Here is a 20,037-nt window from a genome sequence, read left to right on the forward strand (position 1 = left end):
TTAATCAGAGCTTAAAACTATAGGCCAGTCAATCGATAAATGCCGAATTGGCGGTAAATTTTGCACCGAATTGCAACTTGCATCCTGAAATCTACTGGCCGCTTTCGGTGACGATCACGCCGATACCGTTTTTTTGCAGCAGTTCCTTAATCGTGGAGACGCTGGCAGGGTTGTCGTAAGGCCCCACTTTGACTCGATGCCAAATCACGTTGCCGACCTTGGCTTTTTCGACCCGAGATTCGATGCCGAGTAAGGCCAGTTTGGCTTTGTGGCGTTCGGCTTCAGCCGCTTCCCTGAACGAACCGGCCTGCATGATGTATTTGGCAGCCTTGGTTTTGCCGACCAACTGCTCGCGGACCCGGGTTTTGATTTCATAGTCCGGCACCACGACTTCCGCCTGCGGCAGAATCGTATAAAAGTCGTAACGCGGCTCTTCCGGTTCGACCGGCTCGGCCGGTTTTTCCGTTTCGGCGGCGGTTTGGGGTTTTAGCGGCAACTCTTGCTTTTTCGGTTCGGCGGCGGGCTGGGTTTCCGGGTTGGGCTTGCCGGCGACCAATTCCGGCACCAGCTTGCCGATCATGTTCAAAAACACCACGAAGGCCGCTATCAGCATAATCACCAACAGCCAGCGCCATAACGCAACCGACGACGACTGCTTCGGCTTCCGCCGCCCGGCGCCGTAATTGGGGCTTTGTACGCGGTGCTTATAATCTCTGGCCATTTACATCGCTTCGGGTGTATTGATTTTCAGCAGCGACATGGCATTGGCCAACACTTGCCGGACCGCGCAAACCAGGTTGATCCGGGCATTGCACAGCTTGTCGTCGTCGACCAAAAATTGGTGGGCGTTGTAGTAACTATGGAATTGGTTGGCCAATTCGCGCAGATATTGAATCAATTGGTGCGGTTCGTAGTTCAACGCCGCCCGCTCCAGCGTTTCCGGATATCTGGACAATGTCGTCAATAGCGCGCTTTCCTGTTCCTCGACCAACAGATTCAGATGCTGCATGCCCAGCAGCGGATCGCGTTGGCGACCTTTTTCGTCCAGTTGGCGCAACACGCTGCACACCCGGGCATGCGCATACTGTACGTAATAGACCGGATTTTCGTTGGTTTTGGAGGTCGCCAGTTTCAAGTCGAAATCCATGTGCTGCTCGGACTTGCGCATCACATAGAAAAAACGGCAGGCGTCTTTGCCGACTTCGTTACGCAGTTGGCGCAAGGTGACGAATTCACCGGAACGGGTCGACATCTGCACTTTTTCGTCGCCGCGGTAGAGTACGGCAAATTGCACCAGCAACACTTTAAGTTTGGAATCGTCGGCACCCAGGGCCTGCATCGCGGCTTTGACCCGCGGAATATAGCCGTGGTGGTCGGCGCCCCAGATATTGACGATCTTGTCGAAGCCCCGATCCAGCTTGTTCATGTGGTAAGCGATATCGGACGCAAAATAGGTAGTTTGACCGTTGTCGCGCACTACCACCCGATCTTTTTCGTCGCCCAATCGGCTGGAAGCGAACCAGGTCGCACCTTCCTGCCGGTACAGAAACCCTGCCTCGTCCAAACGCTGTAGCGCCCGGTCGATGGATTGGTCGTCCATCAACGAACGTTCCGAGAACCAACACTGATAACCGACGCCGAACTCGGCAAGGTCGTCTTTGATATCCAGCAAGATCTCGTTCAGGCCGGCTTGAAACACTTGCTCGTAGGCTTCCGGCCCCAACAACGTTTTAGCGCGTTCGATCAGCGCGTCGATATGCTTTTCCTTATCGCCGCCTTGCGCTTCGTCAGCCGGTAAATCCGCCAAAACCTGTGCGGCTGGCTGGCGGTACTTGTCGCCGGCGCTTCTGTGCAAATTGGCGGAAATATCTCTAACGTATTCGCCTCGGTAGCCGTTACTCGGAAAAGGCAATACCTCGCCGCAGGCTTCCAGGTAACGCAACCAGACGCTGGCCGCCAGAATATCCATTTGCCGGCCGGCGTCGTTGACGTAGTATTCACGCTCGACGCTGAAACCGGCCGCTTCCAACAGGTCGGCTACTGCGGAACCATAGGCGGCACCGCGGCCGTGGCCGACATGCAATGGCCCGGTCGGATTGGCGGAGACAAACTCGACTTGCACCCGCTGCCCGGCTCCAATCCGGCTCAAGCCGAAGCCGTCGCCTTGCTCCAGCACTTGGCGCACGATCTGGAACTGGCTATCGGGATTGATGAAAAAGTTGATGAATCCGGGCCCGGCGATCTCGACTTTGACCACTGCCGGGTCGGCAGGCAAGGCCGCGACGATTTTTTCGGCGAGTTGGCGCGGGTTTTGTTTGGCTGGTTTGGCCAGTAGCATCGCCAGATTGGTAGCGAAATCGCCGTGTTGCGGGTCTTTGGTGCGTTCTAATTGAATTTGGGCAATGAAATCGTTTTCGAGAATACCTTGAGTTTTGATACCTGCAACTGCCTGTTGTAAAAGGGATTCCAGCTTTTGTTTCATCGGGTCGGAGAATGGGGATTTGTCGGAAAATTCCCCGCATTATCCATGAAAAACAATTTATTGGCTAGGACGCGCGCCGAACAGCGCGGTGCCGATTCTAACCAGCGTCGCGCCTTCGGTGACCGCGGCCAGCAAGTCGCCGCTCATGCCGAACGAAAACGTGTCCAGCTGCGGCCTATGCAATGCCGTTGCCGCCTGATAAAGGCGCCGGTACGGAATACACTGCGTTTCGAAATCGGCCGCCGGCTCGGGAATCGCCATTACACCGCGCAAACGCAGACGCGGCAATTGTGCCACTTGCTCAACCAAATCCGGCAACTCGGCCAGACCGACGCCGGATTTGGTAGCTTCGTCGCTGATATTGACTTGCAGGCAGATATTCAGCGGCGGCAAATGATCCGGGCGTTGCTCGCTGAGACGCTCGGCGATTTTGAAACGGTCAACGCTGTGCACCCAAGCGAAATGCGTGGCTATCGGCCGGGTTTTGTTGGATTGGATCGGGCCGATGAAATGCCAACTGATATCGAACGCGGCCAGTTGTTGCTGCTTCTTCAGCGCTTCCTGCAAATAATTTTCGCCGAAATGGCGCTGACCCAATCGATAAGCCGCGGCCAGGTCCGCCGCCGGTTTGGTTTTGCTGACGGCAAGCAATTGCACGCTACCCGGCAGGCGCCCGGCGGCGTTTTCGGCATCGCGCAATTGGGCGCGAACCGCGGCAAAACGCCCGGCGATACTAACCATCGCTCTCGGCTGCGCGGTCGCTCCGGGTTATTAACCTGGAGAACAACAGGCCCGACTCGAACAACAACCACATCGGCACCGCCAACAAGGTTTGGGACAAGGCGTCGGGCGGCGTCAGAAACATCGCCACCACAAACACGCCGACGATCACATAAGGCCGTTTTTCCGCCAAGGATTCCGGACTGATGATGCCGGTCCAGACCAGCACGATGGTCAGCACCGGAATTTCGAAGGCCAGGCCGAACGCAAAAAACATCGCCAACACGAAATCCAAATAGGTGGCGATGTCGGTCATTACGGCGACCCCGGCCGGGGCGGCCGCCGTCAGGTAGGAAAATACCAACGGGAATACCAAAAAGTAGGCAAACGCCGCGCCGCCGTAAAACAATACCGTGCTGGCCAGCAACAGCGGCGCCACCATCATTTTCTCGTGGCGGTACAAGCCCGGCGCGACGAAGCCCCAAAACTGATAAAGGATGAAAGGGATGCTGGCGAACACGGCGACGACAAACGCCAGTTTAAACGGCGTAAAAAACGGCGAAGCCACGTCTATCGCAATCATGGAACTGTTTTTCGGCATATGCTGCAACAGCGGATCGGCCAAAAAAGCATAGATCTCGTTGGCGTAACTGGCGGTGCCGACAAACACCAGCAATACGCAGAGCACCATCTTTAACAGACGGTCGCGCAGTTCGACCAGATGGCTGAAAAAAGACTGTTCGTTATCCGGCTGAACTTGGTTTGTCATCGTGTTGATCGGTTTCGGTCGCAGCTTGAATGCTGAAATTGACGTCGTCGACAGCCGAGCGGGTCTCGTCTATAACTTTTTGTACTTCGCCGGCGATGTTTTGCTGCATCAGTTGCCGCATCTCTTCAGCGGCCAGCTCCTGCTTGATTTCCGCCTTGGCGACTGCCAGTACACTACGTGCCTTACCGACCCATAGCCCGGCCAAGCGGGCAGCTCTGGGCAATTTTTCCGGGCCCAATACCAATAAAGCCACCAAGCCGACCATCAGCAATTCGGAAAAACCGACATCGAACATAGCCGCGTTACACCTTGTCTTTTTCTTTACTGGAGACTTCGCCTTCCAGCACATCGTCTTCCTTATTGGCCAGCGTTTTGTCTTCGCCGCCTTCCTTGACAGCATTGCGGAAACCTCTGATGGCCTCGCCAAGGTCGGCGCCGACATTTTTCAAACGCTTGGTGCCGAACACCAACACGACAATCACCAACACCACCAATAAATGCGGAATACTAAAACCCATTACCTACTCCTGCTGTTTGCCTATTTAAGAGCTGCGTTGCGCTTTTTCCTGCAGACCGGACAAACCGAAACGCCGCTGCAGCTCGTTGATCACCTGTTCCGGCCCGAGTTCCTGGTGCGCCAACAAGACCATGGAGTGAAACCACAGATCGGCCACTTCGTAAACGATCTTATCTTTATCGCCGTCTTTCGCCGCCATTACCGTTTCCGTGGCTTCTTCACCGATTTTTTTCAAAATATGGTCCAAACCTTTGGCGTACAAGCTTGCTACATAAGATTGATCGGCCGATTGCTGTTTGCGCTGCTCCAGCACCAATGCCAATTGTTGTAAAACGTCGTTCATGACTGTTGATCTCGATTGCGAACGGGCTGAATCATAGCATGACGCCCAAAGTGCCGGAAAAACTGCGGACAAAAAAAACCTCCCAATGCTTGCGCAGAGGGAGGCAAGAAAACCAGCGGAGTGCTTGAAAGGAGGTTACCGCTCGTTAATTACAACACCAGGAGGTAGTTACAAATTCAGGGGGATCAGCGGCTCGCTTGAGTATTAAGCGAAATATTGCTGAACATTGACGTCGCTGCAAACAGGACAGTGGAAATTACGAACAGGCCGGAAAGAAAATTCAAAATACCGGCGACAAACAAAGTACCGACCAGTACGTCTTTTTTAAATTCGTTCATTGTGCTCAAATCCTCTGTTTAATCTTGCATTTGGCAAGATTTTCTGTGCTTTCTCGTTAAGTTGCTGCACACTATACCGGAGATAAAAAAGTTTACAATTAGGCATTTATTAAATAAATTGTATAAAATTAAGAAACAATAAAAATGTCAACGTTTTTTAGCTCCTTTATAATGTCCCCGGAGGCAGAATGGACAAACTAACCAGCATGAACGTTTTTGTCCGTGTCGCCAAGGCCGGCAGCTTCGCCGGCGCCGCCAAGGATTTGGATATTTCCAGAGCCATGGCCACCAAGCACATCATGCAACTGGAAAGCGAACTCAACACCCGCTTATTCAACCGTACGACCCGCAGCTTAAGCCTGACGGAAGCCGGCGAGGCCTATCTGGAACGCTGTCAACAAGTGCTGCTGGACGTTGCAGAAATGGAATCGGCCATCACCCATTTGCAAACCGAACCGCGTGGTACATTGAAAATTCTGGCGCCGCCAGTGATCGGCGCCAGCCATATCTCGCCGGGTCTGACCGAGTATCTGAAAAACTACCCGGATCTGTCGGTGGAGATGGTGCTAAAGGGTGGCCAGGTGGATTTGATCGACGAGGGCGTAGATTTGGCGATCTATTTAGGCCAACTCAACGACACCAGCCTGGTCGCCCGCAAATTGGCAAGTTCGTCATTGGTGGTCTGCGCCTCGCCGGAATACCTGAAAAAACACGGCATCCCGCAAGACCCGGAAGACCTGGAAGACCACAGCTGCCTAATCAACTGGGCGATTCCGCCGCGCAATAAATGGCGCTTCAAAGGCATCCTCGGCGAACGCACCGTCACCGTGACCGGCCGGATGCAAGCCAACATGGCCGACCCGATCCGCAATGCCGCGGTCAACGGCCTGGGCCTGATCATGCTGCCGCGCTACATCGTCGGCCGTGACATCGAACAAGGCCGTCTGCAAGTGGTGATGGAGCAATACGGCATCGCGCCGTTGGAAATCTACGCGGTCTATCCGCACCGCAAGTATTTGTCCGCCAAAGTCCGTTCCTTCCTGGAGTTCATCCAGGCCTGGCTGCCGCACCGGATCGGCATGAACCCGTGACCGAGTTGCAAAACAAGTGGGACGCGATTTACCGCAACGCAACGGAAGCACCCGCCGCGGCGGAGTTACTCGCCAACCACTTGCATTTGCTGCCACGACAGGGCAAAGCGCTGGATTTGGCCTGCGGCCTAGGCGGCAATGCGCTGTTGTTGGCCGGATCAGGACTGAGCGTCGACGCCTGGGACGTGTCGTCGGTAGCGCTGGATAAACTCCGCCACTATGCCGATCGGCAAAGCCTCAGCATCAATACCCGGCACTGCCAAATCGACAGCGAATCGTTAGCGGAGCACCGCTACGATGTGATTGTCATCTGCCGTTTTCTTGACCGCACCCTGTGTAATGCGATAATGGCGGCCTTGAATCCGGGCGGCCTGCTGTTTTATCAAACATTTACCCGCGACAAGCTTGACCAACACGGCCCCAGCAATCCCGATTACCTATTGGCGCGCAACGAGCTTCTCCAGCTGTTTCAGCCCCTGAGCGTGGTTTTTTACCAGGAATACGCCAGGATCGGTGACACGCGGCTCGGCAACCGAAACGAAGCCTGTTTCATCGGGCAAAAAACTTGAGCGGTAACCCATGATAGAAAATCTCGACCCCAAACAAGCCTGGGACTTGTTGCAAACCGATCCCAACGCCGTGCTGATCGACGTCCGCACCGCCATCGAACACGGCTTCGTCGGCCATCCGCCAAAGGCCATCCACGTCGCCTGGAAAGAATTCCCGGGGATGCAGTTGAACGCCGATTTCGTTGCCCAGGTCCAGCAACACGCGCCGAATAAAGCGGCGCCGGTACTGCTGTTATGCCGCAGCGGACAGCGTTCTGTAGACGCCGCCAAAGCCCTGGAGGCCGCCGGCTACCAACATTTGGTCAATATTCTGGAAGGCTTCGAAGGCCCGCTCGACGCCAACCAGCACCGCGGCAAGCTCGGCGGCTGGCGTTTCCACGGCCTGCCTTGGAGCCAAAGCTAATCCCCCATCACTGTAAATCCATAGCCACCCATTTCCGCGCCGGCTCGCGTTTTTAGCAAAGCCGGCGCACGTTCTTTTGTAAAAAACTTAATAAATCCCGTGATAGAAAAACTCAGAAATATCGCCATCATCGCCCACGTCGACCATGGCAAAACCACCCTCGTCGATCAATTGTTGCAACAATCCGGCACCTTCGACGCCCACGAAAAAGTCGACGAGCGGGTGATGGACTCCAATGCCCTGGAAAAAGAACGCGGGATTACGATCCTGGCGAAAAACACCGCCATCGATTGGAACGGCTACCACATCAACATCGTCGACACCCCGGGCCACGCCGACTTCGGCGGCGAAGTCGAACGGGTATTGTCGATGGTCGATTCAGTGCTGCTGCTGGTCGATGCGGTGGACGGTCCAATGCCACAAACCCGCTTCGTGACTCAGAAAGCTTTTGCCTTGGGCTTGAAACCCATCGTCGTGATTAACAAGGTCGACCGGCCCGGCGCTCGCCCGGATTGGGTGATCGACCAAACCTTCGATTTGTTCGACCGCTTGGGCGCGACCGACGAGCAACTGGATTTCCCCATCGTTTACGCCTCGGCGTTGAAGGGTTATGCCGGCTTGGAGCTGGAAAGTACGGTCGAGGGGGGCGACATGACGCCGCTGTTCCAAACCATCGTCGACAAAGTCAGCCCGCCGCCGGTCAACATCGACGGCCCGTTCCAAATGCAGGTGATCAGCCTGGATTACAACAGTTACGTTGGTGTGATCGGCATCGGCCGCATTCAGCGCGGTACCGTCAAATCCAACCAGCAACTGACCTTGATCAACCGCGAAGGCACTACCCGTAACGTGCGGATGCTGCAAATCTTCGGCTTCAAGGGTCTGGAACGGATCGAAGTGCCGCAAGCCCAAGCCGGCGACATTATCGCTTTCACCGGTATCGACAAGTTGGAGATTTCCGACACCCTGTGTCAGCAAGACGCGGTCGAAGCACTGCCGCCATTGAAAGTCGACGAGCCGACCGTCAGCATGACCTTTCAGGTCAACACCTCGCCGTTCGCCGGCAAGGAAGGCAAGTTCGTCACCTCACGGCAGATTCGCGACCGTTTACAAAAAGAATTGCAGCATAACGTGGCGTTGCGGGTCGAAGACACCGAGGACCCTGACAAATTCAAGGTTTCCGGCCGCGGCGAGCTGCATTTGTCGATCCTGATCGAAAACATGCGCCGCGAAGGTTACGAACTGGGCGTATCGCGTCCGGAAGTGATTTTGAAGGAAGTCGACGGCGAGATGCACGAACCGTTCGAGATGGTGACCATCGAACTGGAAGACGAACACCAGGGCGCTATCATGGAAAAGTTGGGCGAACGCAAGGGCGACCTGCTGAACATGGTGCCGGACGGCAAAGGCCGCACCCGCTTGGAATACATGGTGCCGTCGCGCGGCCTGATCGGTTTCCAAACCGAATTTTTGACCGCCACGTCCGGTTCCGGCTTGTTCTACCACGTCTACGACCACTACGGGCCAATGAAAAAAGGCAACGTCGGCGGCCGCATCAACGGCGTGCTGGTGTCGATGGTGCAAGGCAAATCGCTGGGCTATGCGTTGTTCAACTTGCAGGAACGCGGCCGTCTGTTCATCGAACACGCCACCGAAGTCTACGAAGGCATGGTCATCGGCATCCACTCGCGCGATAACGACTTGGTGGTCAACCCAACCAAAGCCAAGCAGTTGACCAATATCCGCGCCGCCGGCTCGGACGAGAACATCCTGCTGACGCCGCCGATCAAGATGAGCCTGGAGCAGGCGCTGGAATTCATCGCCGACGACGAGCTGGTCGAAGTCACGCCGCAATCGATCCGCTTACGTAAAAAACTGCTGACCGAAAACGAGCGCAAACGCGCCTCGCGCGCCAGCGACTAAGCGCTAAACCGGTTGCGGCCTGGCTAATACTTGGCCGCAATCGGCATCTGCCGCCCGGCGCCGAAGGCGCGGGGGCGGACCCGGATGATGGGCGGCGCCTGACGCCGCTTGTATTCGTTCCGCGTCACCATCCGGCCGATGCGTTGGAACACCGCCTCGCCTTCGGCCGCACGCCGATAATCGCTAACAAAATCGCAGGCCCGGCGGTATTCCGCTTCCGCCAGCAAATCACCCTCGATCAATAGTTTCAATATTTCGTCCAGCACCGGATACGGCGGCAAACTGTCGGTATCTTTCTGGTCGAACGCCAATTCGGCCGAAGGCTCCTTGATCAGAATCGACTCCGGAATCAACGGCCGGCCGGCGCGCCGGTTCATATAGTCCGCCAAGCGGTATACCTCGGTTTTGTACAAATCGCCGATCAAACCCAAGCCGCCGTTGGTGTCGCCGTACAAGGTGCAATAGCCGACCGAGATTTCGCTCTTGTTGCCGGTGGTCAACACCAACGCGCCGAACTGGTTGGAATACGCCATCAACACGGTGCCGCGTATCCGCGCCTGTAAATTTTCCAACGGCAGACCCGCCAGCGGCGCGGCGAAGCTGGCTTGAAACTGGGCTTTGAAGGCAACGACCTGTTCCCGAATCGGATGCGTCAGTAACCTTACCCCCAACTCGTCGCACAACAATTGCGAATCGGTGACGGAACCGGCGCTGGAATATTCGGAAGGCATCGTTACCGCAATCACGTTGTCCGGGCCGAGCGCTTCGGCCGCCAAGGCGATGGTCAACGCCGAATCGATACCGCCCGAGGAACCGACCACAACCTGTTGGAAACCGCAGCGGCGGGCGTAATCGCGCAAACCCATAAGGATGTGCCGAACGACAAACTCCGGCTCCGGCAAAGGCTGGCCAGAGCCGACGCCATGAAACACGCCGGCGCTAAACTCGACCGGCTCGACTACTGCTTCGAAAGCCAGTAATTCGAACGCGAGCGTTCCGTCCGCATTTACTCCAAACGAAGCGCCGTCGAACACGATGCTGTCCTGGCCGCCGACTTGGTTTACGTACAGAATCGGCAACCGGTGGCGTCGCGCGGCACCGGCGATAATCCGGTGGCGTTGGTCGCGCTTGCCGATATTGGACGGGCTGGCGTTGATGCTGACCACCAGGTCCGGCCCGATCGCGGCCAAAGCCTGGTAAGGATTGACCGGATAATCGTTGGCAGCGTCGTTCCAGCCGTCTTCGCAAATCATCAAACCTACTTTATAGCCAGCGACTTCGATACTGGCGGCGGTGGCCGGCCCCGGCTCGAAATGCCGCCGCTCGTCGAAAATATTGTAGGTCGGTAACAATTGTTTATGGTATGCGGCGAGCACTTGGCCGTTTGCCAGCGCAAGCAAGGAATTATGCAGCGACTTGCCCGGCCCGGATCGGGTTTGCGGCAAACCGGCGATAACGCTAATTCCCGGAAACCGGCGGGAAAGTTCCGCCAACTCTGCCAGAGCCCGCTCAGCCTGACGGATGAACGCCGAGTCGTTCAGCAAATCTCCCGGATAGTAGCCGCACAACGAAAGCTCCGGAAATACCAGCAACTGCGCTTGCAGCCGCTCGGCGTCGCGAAACGCCTGCTCGGCGATGCGCAGGTTGCCGGCAAAATCGCCGACGGTCGGATTGGTTTGGGCGACGGCGATACGCAATGGTGTTTGTCCCGGCATAGCTGATTCCCGCTTCAGACGTAGTGGTTGAAAATCTGCCGCAAATAGGCAACGAAGGTCGGGTCGTCGCACAAGGTCTTACCCGGCGCGTCCGATAATTTGGCGACCGGATCGCCGTTGCAGCGCATCAGTTTCATGACGATATTCAGCGGTTTGACGCCGAGATCGTTAGTCAAATTCGTGCCGATGCCGAACCCCAGCTGGATCCGGCCGGCAAATTGGCGGTACAGCGCGATCGCTTTCGGCATGTCCAGACCGTCGGAAAACACCAGACGCTTGGTGTGCGGATCGATTTTTAACGCTTGGTAATGGGCGATGGCTTTTTCGCCCCAAATGCCCGGATCGCCGGAATCGTGGCGCAAACCGTCGAACAACTTGGCGAAATACAGATCGAAATCGCGCAAAAACGCATCCATGCCGATGGTATCGGTCAAGGCTATCCCCAAATTGCCGCGGAACTCCTGCGCCCAATCCTCCAGCGCCGTGCGTTGAAACTCGCGCAAGCGGACGATATGCGCCTGGTAAGATTGCAAATACTCGTGCGCCATCGTGCCGATCGGTTTCAGCCCGTATTTTTGGGCCAAATAGACATTCGAGGTGCCTTTGAACAAATTCGGCACTTCGGTCGACAAGGTCTGCACCACTTCTTCCTGCCAGCCGCCCCAGGCCCGGCGGCGCAAGCCGAAGTCGAAAAACTCGAACGGATGGGTTTCGGCCGGCTGTTCGGCAAAGTCTTTCAGCATCGCGATTTTTTGTTGCAGCCGGCGCCGGCCTTCGGCCAACAAGGCGGCTTGATCGAAGCGGCGGAAATACAGTTCCGAGACGATGTATAAAACAAAAATCTCGAAATTCATCACGTGCACTTGCGGGCCGGCGGCATCGATTCTAAGCCGGTCACCCTCGGCATAGACTTGCAGATATTTGGGTTTGAAGCGGAACAGCGATAAAAACTCGATGAAATCCGGCTTCAAATAACTAAGCCCGCTTAAATACTCGAGTTCGTGGTCGGCGAATTGCAGTGCGCACAACTGCTCCAACTCGCGCTTGACGTCGGCAACCAGTTCGGCCAACGGATATTCCGGCGTGTTGCGGCAGACGAAACCGTATTCCGCCGTGGCTTCGGGACGCTTATGCAGCATGGTCTGCCACATCGGAAATTTATACAGATCGTTTTCCAACAAGCTTTTTACAATCGGGGCCATCGCTTCCTCCGTTACGGCCGGCCGCGGCCGAGTTCGCTAGTGGCGGCCAAGCGGACGCCCCGCTGCCGCACATCGTCAAAAAATTGCTCGGCCAATGCTTCGCAACCCGGCACCGGGCTCATGCAATCGGTCAGCAGCGTCAAACGTTCGGTAATATCGGACGGGCCGTATTGCAACAGGTCCAACACGGTTTGCCTGACGCAGTGGCTGCTGGCCTGGCCGGCCACCCAGACCGGTTGCGGACCGGCCAACAGGTCGAGCAAGTGCCGGTTCAAGTCGGTATCGGCGTCGCCGGGGTAGGGAATCACCGCTTTCAACGCCGAAAAGCTTTCGGTCCAGATGTTGCGGCCTTTTTCGATCACATCGATAGCCTTAAAGCGCTTGGACTCCCAGCGTTGCAACGCGCCGGCAAGTTCGGGGTTCAAATTTGCGCCCGGCGAGCCGACCAGGCAATGCGGCGGCCACAGCGTCAACGCCAAACTGAGCTGCTCCAGATTTTGCAAATATTCCAGAATGTACTGCTCGGCGTCGGCGGATATTGCTGCCGCCAACGCGCGGTAACGGCCGTGGCGGACGTCCGCCGCCGTGACCTGGGTAAACGGCTCCAGCAAGGCGCCGTTCGCGTCGCGCCACATCGTGTGATGCGCCAGATCGATACTGTGGTGCAAATCGAGGCTGACGATGACCGAATCTATCGCCTCGGCCAGCCGATCTACCAACCGGACCAGACGCAGGCAGTCCTGATAGGCGCCGGGAACCGGCAAAGCCGGCAATGCGCCGGCGAAGGGACGGTCGCAAAAATCGTTTTGGGCGTCGATGATCAACAATTGGATCGCATTCATAAGCCTGCTCCGGCTATAAAATCGGGACGGGCTTAGCTTATTCCTGTTAGTTATATATTGCAACTATTAAAATAGCGAAAAATACCTATAAAATAAGACTTACATTGATAAATTTCACATTTTGTTACTAAATAGCCTGAAGGATAAACGCTCTCTATGTCCGAGCGGATGATTGCAACGATAGATGTGGTGCTGCTGACGATTCACCAGCAGCAATTGAGCGTGGCCCTGGCCAGGCGAGAACACGAGCCTTTCGCCGGCCTGGATGCCTTGCCGGGCGGCTACATCCACGCCGAGACCGACCGCGACAGCCTGGATGCGGCGCTGCGCATTCTGCTCCAGAAAACCGGAGTGAATCCGCCTTACCTGGAACAGTTGCGTACCTTCGACGGCTGCGCCCGCGACCCCAGGGGCTGGTCGATTTCGATCGCTTATTTTGCTTTGGTCAACGCCGAATTGCTGCTGCAGGCCGGGCATCCGGGATTGTCGATTTGCCCGGTCGATGCGCTGCGGCGCTTACCCTTCGACCACAACGACATTGTCCAGGCCGCGGTGGAGCGCATCCGCAACAAATCGCAATATTCTTCGTTACCCTGCCACTTGGCCGGGGAACGCTTCACCTTGCCGAAATTGCAAAAAATCTACGAAGCCTGTCTAGGTGAGACGCTGAATAAAGTCAGCTTCCGCCGAAAAATGGACGAACTGGGGGTGTTGGAGGAAATAGCGGGGCAAACCGAAGCCAACGGCGCCCACCGGCCGGCGCAGGTCTATCGGCTGAAAGCCGAATTTGCCAATGCCTTGAAGTTGTTGCAGCGGGGATTATGACCGCCTTGCACCAAGGCGCGCTTCCGATCCGGATCAGGCGACCTTGGTCCTAAGAATTACTGCAACACGAATTTGGTGCCGATCACCAGCAGCAAAGTCGCCAATACCGGCCGCAATACATGTTCCGGAATTTTCGCGCTCAAATGGCTGCCGATCCAAATCCCCGGCACCGACCCCAACAACAGGCTGATCAGCAAATCCAGATCGAAATTGCCCAAACTCAAATGGCCGAGGCCGGCCACCGCGGTCAACGGAATCGCATGCGCCAGATCGGTGCCGACGACTTTCAAAGTCGACATTCGCGGGTACAAGAATAACAAAGCGACCGTGCCCAGCGCACCGGCACCAACCGAGGACAAGGTGACTAGCACGCCGAGTACGGCACCGGTCAGCACCGTCGCAATTTTCTCCCAGCGCGGCGAAAACCGGCCGCTGTTTTCCTGAGTGCTGTGGTCGTCGTCGATCTGCTGTTTGGCGGCTTTGCGCAACAGCAAACTGCGCACCAACAAGGCGCATGCCGTCAACAGCAGCGCCACACCCAAGGTAAACGTGATCGCGCCGGTGGTTTCCTTGCCGACTGCCATCAGGTTTTTCAAGACATACAAGGTCGCACCGGCAAACGGCAAGCTACCCAGCCCCAGCCAGCCGACGATTTTCCAGTCCACCGAGCCGTGTTTGCCGTGGTGGACGAACACGCCGGCGGTTTTGGTAATCGAGGCGTAGAGCAAGTCGGTACCCACTGCGACCGCCGGTTTGAAGCCGAACAAAAACACCAATAATGGCGTCATCAAAGAGCCGCCGCCGACGCCGGTAATGCCGACCAGCAAACCGACCGCGAAGCCGGACAAGGTATACATCAAATTCATTTTTTACCTTTTCAATTCGTAAAATTCGATAACGGCTGCATTATGCCAGCGCAAGCGATCAAACTATTAATGCTATATCGGCATATAGTTATCCGAAAATTAGATATTTGAGCCGGTAAGGCTAAGGGGCCGTTCGTGGCAGAATGCGACGAACGGCCGGAATGAAAAATGCGAATCAAGAATCGGTTTGGGCGCCGGGGACTGCAACCCGAAACCAAGCGGCATACAACGCCGGCAGAAACAGCAAGGTCAAAATGGTGGCGACGGTCAAACCGCCCATGATCGCAACGGCCATCGGCCCGAAAAACGCGCTACGCGTCAGCGGTATCATCGCCAGAATCGCCGCCGCCGCGGTCAGCACGATAGGGCGGAACCGGCGCACGGTGGAATCGACGATGGCATCGAAGTCGCTGCTCCCGGCCCGCTTGTCCTGCTCGATCTGATCGACCAGGATCACCGAGTTGCGCATGATCATGCCGGACAACGCAATCGTGCCCAGCATCGCCACGAAACCGAACGGCTGCTGGAACACCAGCAAGAACAAGGTCACGCCGATCATGCCCAAGGGCGCGGTCAGCAACACCAAGGCCACTCGCGAAAAACTTTGCAACTGGATAATCAGCACCGTCAACACGCTGAACAAAAACAGCGGCATGCCGGCCGCGACCGAATCGCCGCCCTTGGCCGATTCCTCCACTGCCCCGCCGACTTCCAGGCGGTACCCGAGCGGCAATTGCCGCCTGATCTCGTCCAGTTGGCTCTCGACCTGGGCCGACACCACCGGCGCCTGGATAGTGCCGTACAGATTGGCGCGCACCGTCACGGTCGGCAACCGATTGCGGCGCCAGATCACACCCTCTTCGAAACCGTATTCCAGTTTGGCAAGCTGCGATAGCGGCACGCTACGGCCGTCCGCGGACGGAATCATCAGGTTTTCCAGCCGCGACAAGTGCTTGCGTTCGGTGGCGGTGCCGCGCACCAGCAAATCGATGCGTTCGATGCCTTCCCGAAACTCGCTGACGTATAAACCCTGCGAGGCGCCGTTGACCAGATTGGCGATGTCGCTGGATGTGATGCCCAACAAGCGGGCTTTGGACTGGTCGATATCGACGCGCACCACTTTCACCGGCTCTTCCCAATCGTGCTGCACATTCGACAGATGCGGATTGGCGCGCATCACCTCGGCGATCTGACGGGCGATGGCCTGCAAAGTCGGCAAATCCGGGCCGGAGACGCGAAACTGCACCGGAAAGCCGACCGGCGGCCCGTTTTCCAAACGCAATACGCTGCCGCGCAAGCTTGAAAAATCCTGTTCGAACAAACGAATCAATTTTTGCCGCAACGCTTCGCGCTCGGCCGGACCTTTGGTCAAAACCACCAACTGGGCGAAACTGCGTTGGGCCAGTTGTTGGTCCAGCGGTAGATAGAAACGCGGGCTGCCGGTGCCGACATAGGCCACGTAATTGTCGATGCCGTCCTGCCGCTCCAGCCAAGCCTCCAGCCTTTTTACCTGAGTTTCGGTCGCGGCATAGGAAACCCCCTCGGCCAGACGCAAATCGACGATCAATTCCGGTCGGGTCGAGTCCGGAAAAAACTGTTGCTGGACGAACTTGAAGCCGAAAATGGCCGCGCCGAAGATTGCTACAGTCAACAAAATCACCCAGCCCCGGTAAATCACGCAGGTTTCCACCACACCGCGGAAGCGCCGGTAAAACGGGGTTTGGTACAGATCTGCGTGGGCGGCTGCCGCAGCCGGCGTCTTTTTCCATTTCGCCCGGAGCCGGTTCAGGATCGAGTCCGGGCGCCGGCCTTCCCGAAATTCCGGCAACAAGTGAAAGCCCAAATACGGCACGAACACCACCGCCGCCAGCCAGGACACCAGTAATGCAATCACCACCACCTGGAACATGGAACGGGTGTATTCGCCGGTCGACGAGGCCGCGGTCGCAATCGGCAGAAAACCGGCCGCAGTGACCAAGGTTCCGCTCAACATCGGCATCGCGGTCGAGGTGTAGGTAAAGGCCGCGGCGCGACTACGCTCCCAGCCCTGTTCCATTTTCGAGGCCATCATCTCCACCGCAATAATGGCATCGTCCACCAATAGCCCCAACGCCAATATCAGCGCCCCCAGTGAAATTTTGTGCAGCCCGACGCCGAACAAATGCATCAGCCAAAACGTCGCCGCCAATACCACCGGGATGCTGATCGCAACCACAATGCCGGTCCGCAGACCCAAAGACATCAGGCTGACGCCCAAGACGATGACCAAAGCCTCGACCAGCGATTTGACGAATTCGTTGACCGAGCGCTGCACCGCTTGCGGTTGCGACGACACCGGATGCAATTCCAACCCGATAGGCAATTGGGCTTGTACCGCTTTGACTTCGGTATCCAGATTACGGCCCAATTGAATGATATCGCCGCCGTCGCGCATCGATACCCCAATCAACAAGGCGTCGCGGCCTTGGTAGCGCACCCGGTCGTGCGGCGGATCTTCGAAACCGCGGCTGACGCTGGCGACGTCGCCCAGCCGGAATTCATTGCCATTGGCGCGCAATCTGAGGTCGCGCAATTGTTCCAGGCTATCGTAACGGCCGCTGACGCCGATGCGGATATGCTCGTCACTGAAATCGAAACCGCCGCTGCCGGTCATCAGATTCTGGGTTTGCAAAGTGCGGATCAGCGTCGCGGTATCGATGCCGATCGTCGCCAGTTTGGCGTTGGATAAATCGATGTAAATTCGTTGCTGCTGCTCGCCGAAGAAGTCCACTTTCGCGACGTCCCCAACTCGTAACAACTGGGCGCGTACCGCATCGGCATATCGCTTGAGCGCGGCATAATCGTAACCGTCGCCGACCAGGGCATAGAGGTTGCCGTAAACATCGCCGAATTCGTCGTTGAAGGTCGGCCCTTCCACCCCGTCGGGCAGGGTTTGGCGGATATCGAATAGTTTTTTCCGCACCTGATAAAAAATGTTCGGGACTTCCTCGGGCGGGGTCGAGTCCTTGGCCAACACGAATATCAGCGATTCGCCCGGCCGCGAGTAACTGCGCAGATTGTCCAGCCACGGCACTTCCTGCAGTTTTTTCTCCAGCTTGTCGGTGACTTGCAGTTCGACTTCGCGGGCGCTAGCGCCCGGCCAGCCGGTGCGTACCACCATCAGCTTGAAGGTGAAGGGCGGATCTTCGGATTGGCCGAGCCGGCTATAGGAAACGGCGCCGATTACTGTCAACACCAACAGCGCATATAACACCAAAGCCGGGTGGCGTAACGACCATTCGGAAAGGTTGAAGCGTCCGGTCATGGCCGCTCCCGTCTAACCGGCTGCACAATCTGGCCCGGCACCAGGGTTTGGGCGCCAACCGCCACCACCCAATCGCCGCTCTGCAAGCCTTGGTTGACAATGGTGCCGTCCTCGCGGAACGGGCCGGTTTGTACCGGGCGCGGGGTAACGGCGCCGGTCGCCGGTTCGACCACCCAGACCACGGCCTGGCCGTCGCGCTGGGTCACGGCGGTCGACGGCAATAACCAGGCCTGATCGGCTGCCGCCTCGAAGCGAACCCCGGCCGTCATACCCAGATGCACGGCGGCATCGGCGTCGGCCAAAGCCACCCGAATCTGAAAGGTCCGCGTCACGCTGTCGGCGGCCGGCGCCACTTCCCGGACCGATCCGCGGTAAACCTTACTCGGTAGCGCCCATAGTTTGATTTCGGCCGGCGCACCAAGCGCTGCGCCGCCGATATGGGATTCCGGCGCGGAAATGGCTACTTCCAGGCTGTCGGTCGCCGCAATTCGCGCCACCACTTCGCCGGCCTCGACCACCTGGCCCGGTTCGGCCCGAATTTCGGTGACGACACCGTCACGGTCGGCCTGCAATTGGGTATAACGGGATTGGTTACTGCGAACGGCGGCGTCGGCTGTGGTCTGTTTGACACGGGCTTGAGCCGATTTGAACTTGGCTTCCTGAATGTCCAACGCTTGGGCGGAGACGAATTTACGTTGGAATAAACTGCGCTGGCGCTCCAACTCGGCCTGCGCCAGCGCCAAATCCGCCTCCGCCGCGTGCAGCTCGGCTTGCGCCGAGCTGGCAGACAGGCTGGTATCCTTGTCGTCCAGTCTAGCTAGCACCTGTCCTTTCCTGACCACGGCGCCGCGTTCCACCAATCGCTGGACGATTTTGCCGGGTATCCGAAAACCTTGCGCGCTTTCGTAGCGGGAACGCACCTCGCCGACCAACACCGTCGGGGCCGCTCGGGTACGCTCGCCGACTTCAACAATCTCCGCCGGACGGGGTTTCGGCGATATCGCAACTTCTTGTTCGCAGGCCGTTAACAACAAGAACGACATCGTCAAAAACACTCTCATCGCATCTCCTTGAAAAAAAATCCACAGAATTGCCAGTCATCATTTGTGCATCGCTTTAACGATCAGTTCCAGGGGCGTTAAGGAAATCACGGCACGGAACAATACCGCGTTGTCCGAACCGAACAAGCCGTAACATTCGTAATCCAGCGGAGTCGCCTTCAGGTCGCCGAAATCGTGAGCCGCCGACTCCTCCGCCGGCTTGATCAGAATATGTAGCGCGTCGTTACTTCTGAGTTGAGCCAGCAAACGCCTGTCGATACTGATTTTGTGCGAAGTATAGACCATGGGGTTGCGCTCGAAATCGTGTAGCCATTTCAGGGCTTTTTCCAATAACGCGCTGGACAGCAAGGCGCACGGGAATATTTCCGGAAATTTGACTTTATCCTGTAACTCGTCGAAATACTCGGTTTGGTCGCGCAGCGACGCACACAGAAAATTCTTGGCGTTGCTGGTCATCATGAATTTACGCTTCAGGAAGAAGCCGTTCGGCAAAAAACAGCGATCCGGCTGAATCTTCAATTCGCCGATGCGCGACAAATTCGGATTCGGCAAAAACAGCGGCTCGACCGTTTCTTTTTTGTAGCCCATCAAGGCCAGATTGCCTTCGGCCTTGACCGCGATACGGTTACTCAATACCGGCTGGGGCTCGGCTTTGAATTGGCTGTCCTTGATCTCGACCTGAATCGTCTGGCCGGGTTTGATCGCATTGGCGAAGGAAAATTGATAGTTACTGAAATGCAGCCCATGCCGCTCGATCAAATCCACTTCGTCCCGGCTAGCGCGAAACGTTGCAAGTCGGCCTTCGATCAGAGACTCTAACTGGAAACCCAACGAAATCGGTCCGTCGAACGGATTGTCTTTAATCCGCTGCCATTTATGCGGATCGTGAAACAGATTGAAATCGTCGGTGGAATTGCGGGCGACATCCACATGGAGCTGGGTAAAAACGTCCTGAATCTTCGAATGCATCTAAGGGCCTCCGCAGTTTATGGTCCGGAACTTGACCAGGAAAAGGCTAGCACCGGATCGCCACTCCCACAAATCGGCCCACTCCGATAGAACAAAAC

At 56.8% G+C, this 20,037-nt stretch carries 20 protein-coding genes; 5 read left to right on the plus strand and 15 right to left on the minus strand.

All coding sequences use genetic code 11. From position 1 onward, the window contains the following. Nucleotides 1-91 precede the first annotated feature (91 nt). The 8 genes from AC0IM9_RS16755 to AC0IM9_RS16790 form a co-directional block, all read right to left on the minus strand. On the minus strand, nucleotides 92-721 hold the full coding sequence (locus tag AC0IM9_RS16755) for an SPOR domain-containing protein (protein WP_140911978.1): 630 nt from the start codon (nucleotides 719-721) through the stop codon (nucleotides 92-94). Beyond that, nucleotides 722-2,482 carry an arginine--tRNA ligase gene (gene argS, locus AC0IM9_RS16760; RefSeq protein WP_278210062.1) on the minus strand — a complete coding sequence of 587 codons (1,761 nt, stop codon included), beginning with the start codon at nucleotides 2,480-2,482 and terminating at the stop codon, nucleotides 722-724. It lies immediately after the preceding gene. Between the two features lie 57 nt (nucleotides 2,483-2,539). Continuing rightward, on the minus strand, nucleotides 2,540-3,223 hold the full coding sequence (locus tag AC0IM9_RS16765; protein WP_140911980.1) for a YggS family pyridoxal phosphate-dependent enzyme: 684 nt from the start codon (nucleotides 3,221-3,223) through the stop codon (nucleotides 2,540-2,542). Then, entirely contained in the window at nucleotides 3,216-3,971 is a 756-nt protein-coding gene (gene tatC, locus AC0IM9_RS16770; protein ID WP_482804755.1) for a twin-arginine translocase subunit TatC, read from the minus strand. Before tatC ends, AC0IM9_RS16765 begins: the two co-directional genes overlap by 8 nt. Then, nucleotides 3,946-4,266, minus strand: a complete 321-nt coding sequence (gene tatB, locus AC0IM9_RS16775) for a Sec-independent protein translocase protein TatB (RefSeq protein WP_140911982.1) — start codon at nucleotides 4,264-4,266, stop codon at nucleotides 3,946-3,948. The genes tatC and tatB overlap by 26 nt, the downstream gene beginning before the upstream one ends. Before the next feature lie 7 nt (nucleotides 4,267-4,273). Continuing rightward, a complete protein-coding gene (tatA, locus tag AC0IM9_RS16780; protein ID WP_140911983.1) occupies nucleotides 4,274-4,489 on the minus strand; it encodes a Sec-independent protein translocase subunit TatA in 216 nt (71 codons plus the stop codon). Between the two features lie 24 nt (nucleotides 4,490-4,513). After that, a complete protein-coding gene (locus tag AC0IM9_RS16785; protein ID WP_140911984.1) occupies nucleotides 4,514-4,831 on the minus strand; it encodes a phosphoribosyl-ATP diphosphatase in 318 nt (105 codons plus the stop codon). Between the two features lie 185 nt (nucleotides 4,832-5,016). Further along, the gene (locus AC0IM9_RS16790; protein ID WP_186289544.1) at nucleotides 5,017-5,169 is read right to left on the minus strand and encodes a hypothetical protein; all 153 of its coding nucleotides are present in this window, start codon (nucleotides 5,167-5,169) and stop codon (nucleotides 5,017-5,019) included. Nucleotides 5,170-5,357: 188 nt separating this feature from the next. On the opposite strand from AC0IM9_RS16790, the gene AC0IM9_RS16795 reads away from it, so the two are divergent. The 4 genes from AC0IM9_RS16795 (at nucleotide 5,358) to typA (ending at nucleotide 9,155) form a co-directional block, all read left to right on the plus strand. Continuing rightward, entirely contained in the window at nucleotides 5,358-6,260 is a 903-nt protein-coding gene (locus AC0IM9_RS16795; RefSeq protein ID WP_140911985.1) for a LysR family transcriptional regulator, read from the plus strand. Further along, entirely contained in the window at nucleotides 6,257-6,829 is a 573-nt protein-coding gene (locus AC0IM9_RS16800; RefSeq protein WP_482804756.1) for a class I SAM-dependent methyltransferase, read from the plus strand. The genes AC0IM9_RS16795 and AC0IM9_RS16800 overlap by 4 nt, the downstream gene beginning before the upstream one ends. Nucleotides 6,830-6,839: 10 nt before the next feature. Next, nucleotides 6,840-7,232, plus strand: a complete 393-nt coding sequence (locus tag AC0IM9_RS16805; RefSeq protein WP_140911987.1) for a rhodanese-like domain-containing protein — start codon at nucleotides 6,840-6,842, stop codon at nucleotides 7,230-7,232. 99 nt (nucleotides 7,233-7,331) lie between these two features. Next, nucleotides 7,332-9,155, plus strand: coding sequence for a translational GTPase TypA (typA, locus tag AC0IM9_RS16810; protein WP_482804757.1), 1,824 nt, complete (start codon nucleotides 7,332-7,334; stop codon nucleotides 9,153-9,155). A gap of 23 nt (nucleotides 9,156-9,178) precedes the next feature. Here the strand turns inward: typA and AC0IM9_RS16815 are convergent, their stop codons facing one another. Genes AC0IM9_RS16815 through AC0IM9_RS16825 form a run of 3 tightly spaced genes read right to left on the minus strand, consistent with a single transcriptional unit; the run spans nucleotide 9,179 to nucleotide 12,914 of the window. After that, on the minus strand, nucleotides 9,179-10,870 hold the full coding sequence (locus AC0IM9_RS16815; RefSeq protein WP_482804758.1) for an NAD+ synthase: 1,692 nt from the start codon (nucleotides 10,868-10,870) through the stop codon (nucleotides 9,179-9,181). A 14-nt stretch (nucleotides 10,871-10,884) separates the two neighbouring features. Next, nucleotides 10,885-12,072, minus strand: coding sequence for a nicotinate phosphoribosyltransferase (gene pncB / locus AC0IM9_RS16820; protein ID WP_482804759.1), 1,188 nt, complete (start codon nucleotides 12,070-12,072; stop codon nucleotides 10,885-10,887). A gap of 11 nt (nucleotides 12,073-12,083) precedes the next feature. Next, nucleotides 12,084-12,914 (minus strand): cysteine hydrolase family protein, encoded by an 831-nt coding sequence (locus AC0IM9_RS16825; RefSeq protein ID WP_482804760.1) that lies wholly within the window; start codon nucleotides 12,912-12,914, stop codon nucleotides 12,084-12,086. Between the two features lie 156 nt (nucleotides 12,915-13,070). On the opposite strand from AC0IM9_RS16825, the gene AC0IM9_RS16830 reads away from it, so the two are divergent. Then, entirely contained in the window at nucleotides 13,071-13,739 is a 669-nt protein-coding gene (locus AC0IM9_RS16830) for an NUDIX hydrolase (RefSeq protein ID WP_482804761.1), read from the plus strand. A 56-nt stretch (nucleotides 13,740-13,795) separates the two neighbouring features. On the opposite strand, the gene AC0IM9_RS16835 is transcribed toward AC0IM9_RS16830, so the two are convergent. The 4 genes from AC0IM9_RS16835 to AC0IM9_RS16850 all read right to left on the minus strand — a co-directional run bounded on the left by AC0IM9_RS16835 (nucleotide 13,796) and on the right by AC0IM9_RS16850 (nucleotide 19,939). Beyond that, nucleotides 13,796-14,605: a sulfite exporter TauE/SafE family protein gene (locus tag AC0IM9_RS16835; RefSeq protein ID WP_278210053.1), complete on the minus strand. Its 810-nt coding sequence runs from the start codon at nucleotides 14,603-14,605 to the stop codon at nucleotides 13,796-13,798. A gap of 175 nt (nucleotides 14,606-14,780) precedes the next feature. Then, the gene (locus tag AC0IM9_RS16840) at nucleotides 14,781-17,909 is read right to left on the minus strand and encodes an efflux RND transporter permease subunit (protein ID WP_482804762.1); all 3,129 of its coding nucleotides are present in this window, start codon (nucleotides 17,907-17,909) and stop codon (nucleotides 14,781-14,783) included. After that, nucleotides 17,906-18,970, minus strand: a complete 1,065-nt coding sequence (locus AC0IM9_RS16845; protein WP_482804763.1) for an efflux RND transporter periplasmic adaptor subunit — start codon at nucleotides 18,968-18,970, stop codon at nucleotides 17,906-17,908. The genes AC0IM9_RS16840 and AC0IM9_RS16845 overlap by 4 nt, the downstream gene beginning before the upstream one ends. 39 nt (nucleotides 18,971-19,009) lie before the next feature. Further along, complete coding sequence (locus tag AC0IM9_RS16850; protein WP_482804764.1) at nucleotides 19,010-19,939, minus strand: hypothetical protein; 930 nt, start codon at nucleotides 19,937-19,939, stop codon at nucleotides 19,010-19,012. Nucleotides 19,940-20,037 lie beyond the last annotated feature (98 nt).

The organism is Methylomonas sp. Uni0011 (assembly GCF_056850255.1).

Excerpts from the sequence above, each read along its gene's own strand:
- tatB (WP_140911982.1), bottom strand. The coding sequence starts at position 4,266 with ATGTTCGATGTCGGTTTTTCCGAATTGCTGATGGTCGGCTTGGTGGCT.
- AC0IM9_RS16850 (WP_482804764.1), bottom strand. The coding sequence starts at position 19,939 with ATGCATTCGAAGATTCAGGACGTTTTTACCCAGCTCCATGTGGATGTC.
- AC0IM9_RS16805 (WP_140911987.1), top strand. The coding sequence starts at position 6,840 with ATGATAGAAAATCTCGACCCCAAACAAGCCTGGGACTTGTTGCAAACC.
- tatA (WP_140911983.1), bottom strand. The coding sequence starts at position 4,489 with ATGGGTTTTAGTATTCCGCATTTATTGGTGGTGTTGGTGATTGTCGTG.
- tatC (WP_482804755.1), bottom strand. The coding sequence starts at position 3,971 with ATGACAAACCAAGTTCAGCCGGATAACGAACAGTCTTTTTTCAGCCAT.
- AC0IM9_RS16765 (WP_140911980.1), bottom strand. The coding sequence starts at position 3,223 with ATGGTTAGTATCGCCGGGCGTTTTGCCGCGGTTCGCGCCCAATTGCGC.
- AC0IM9_RS16825 (WP_482804760.1), bottom strand. The coding sequence starts at position 12,914 with ATGAATGCGATCCAATTGTTGATCATCGACGCCCAAAACGATTTTTGC.
- AC0IM9_RS16835 (WP_278210053.1), bottom strand. The coding sequence starts at position 14,605 with ATGAATTTGATGTATACCTTGTCCGGCTTCGCGGTCGGTTTGCTGGTC.
- AC0IM9_RS16830 (WP_482804761.1), top strand. The coding sequence starts at position 13,071 with ATGTCCGAGCGGATGATTGCAACGATAGATGTGGTGCTGCTGACGATT.
- AC0IM9_RS16845 (WP_482804763.1), bottom strand. The coding sequence starts at position 18,970 with ATGAGAGTGTTTTTGACGATGTCGTTCTTGTTGTTAACGGCCTGCGAA.
- AC0IM9_RS16785 (WP_140911984.1), bottom strand. The coding sequence starts at position 4,831 with ATGAACGACGTTTTACAACAATTGGCATTGGTGCTGGAGCAGCGCAAA.
- AC0IM9_RS16815 (WP_482804758.1), bottom strand. The coding sequence starts at position 10,870 with ATGCCGGGACAAACACCATTGCGTATCGCCGTCGCCCAAACCAATCCG.
- AC0IM9_RS16790 (WP_186289544.1), bottom strand. The coding sequence starts at position 5,169 with ATGAACGAATTTAAAAAAGACGTACTGGTCGGTACTTTGTTTGTCGCC.
- argS (WP_278210062.1), bottom strand. The coding sequence starts at position 2,482 with ATGAAACAAAAGCTGGAATCCCTTTTACAACAGGCAGTTGCAGGTATC.
- AC0IM9_RS16795 (WP_140911985.1), top strand. The coding sequence starts at position 5,358 with ATGGACAAACTAACCAGCATGAACGTTTTTGTCCGTGTCGCCAAGGCC.
- AC0IM9_RS16755 (WP_140911978.1), bottom strand. The coding sequence starts at position 721 with ATGGCCAGAGATTATAAGCACCGCGTACAAAGCCCCAATTACGGCGCC.
- AC0IM9_RS16840 (WP_482804762.1), bottom strand. The coding sequence starts at position 17,909 with ATGACCGGACGCTTCAACCTTTCCGAATGGTCGTTACGCCACCCGGCT.
- pncB (WP_482804759.1), bottom strand. The coding sequence starts at position 12,072 with ATGGCCCCGATTGTAAAAAGCTTGTTGGAAAACGATCTGTATAAATTT.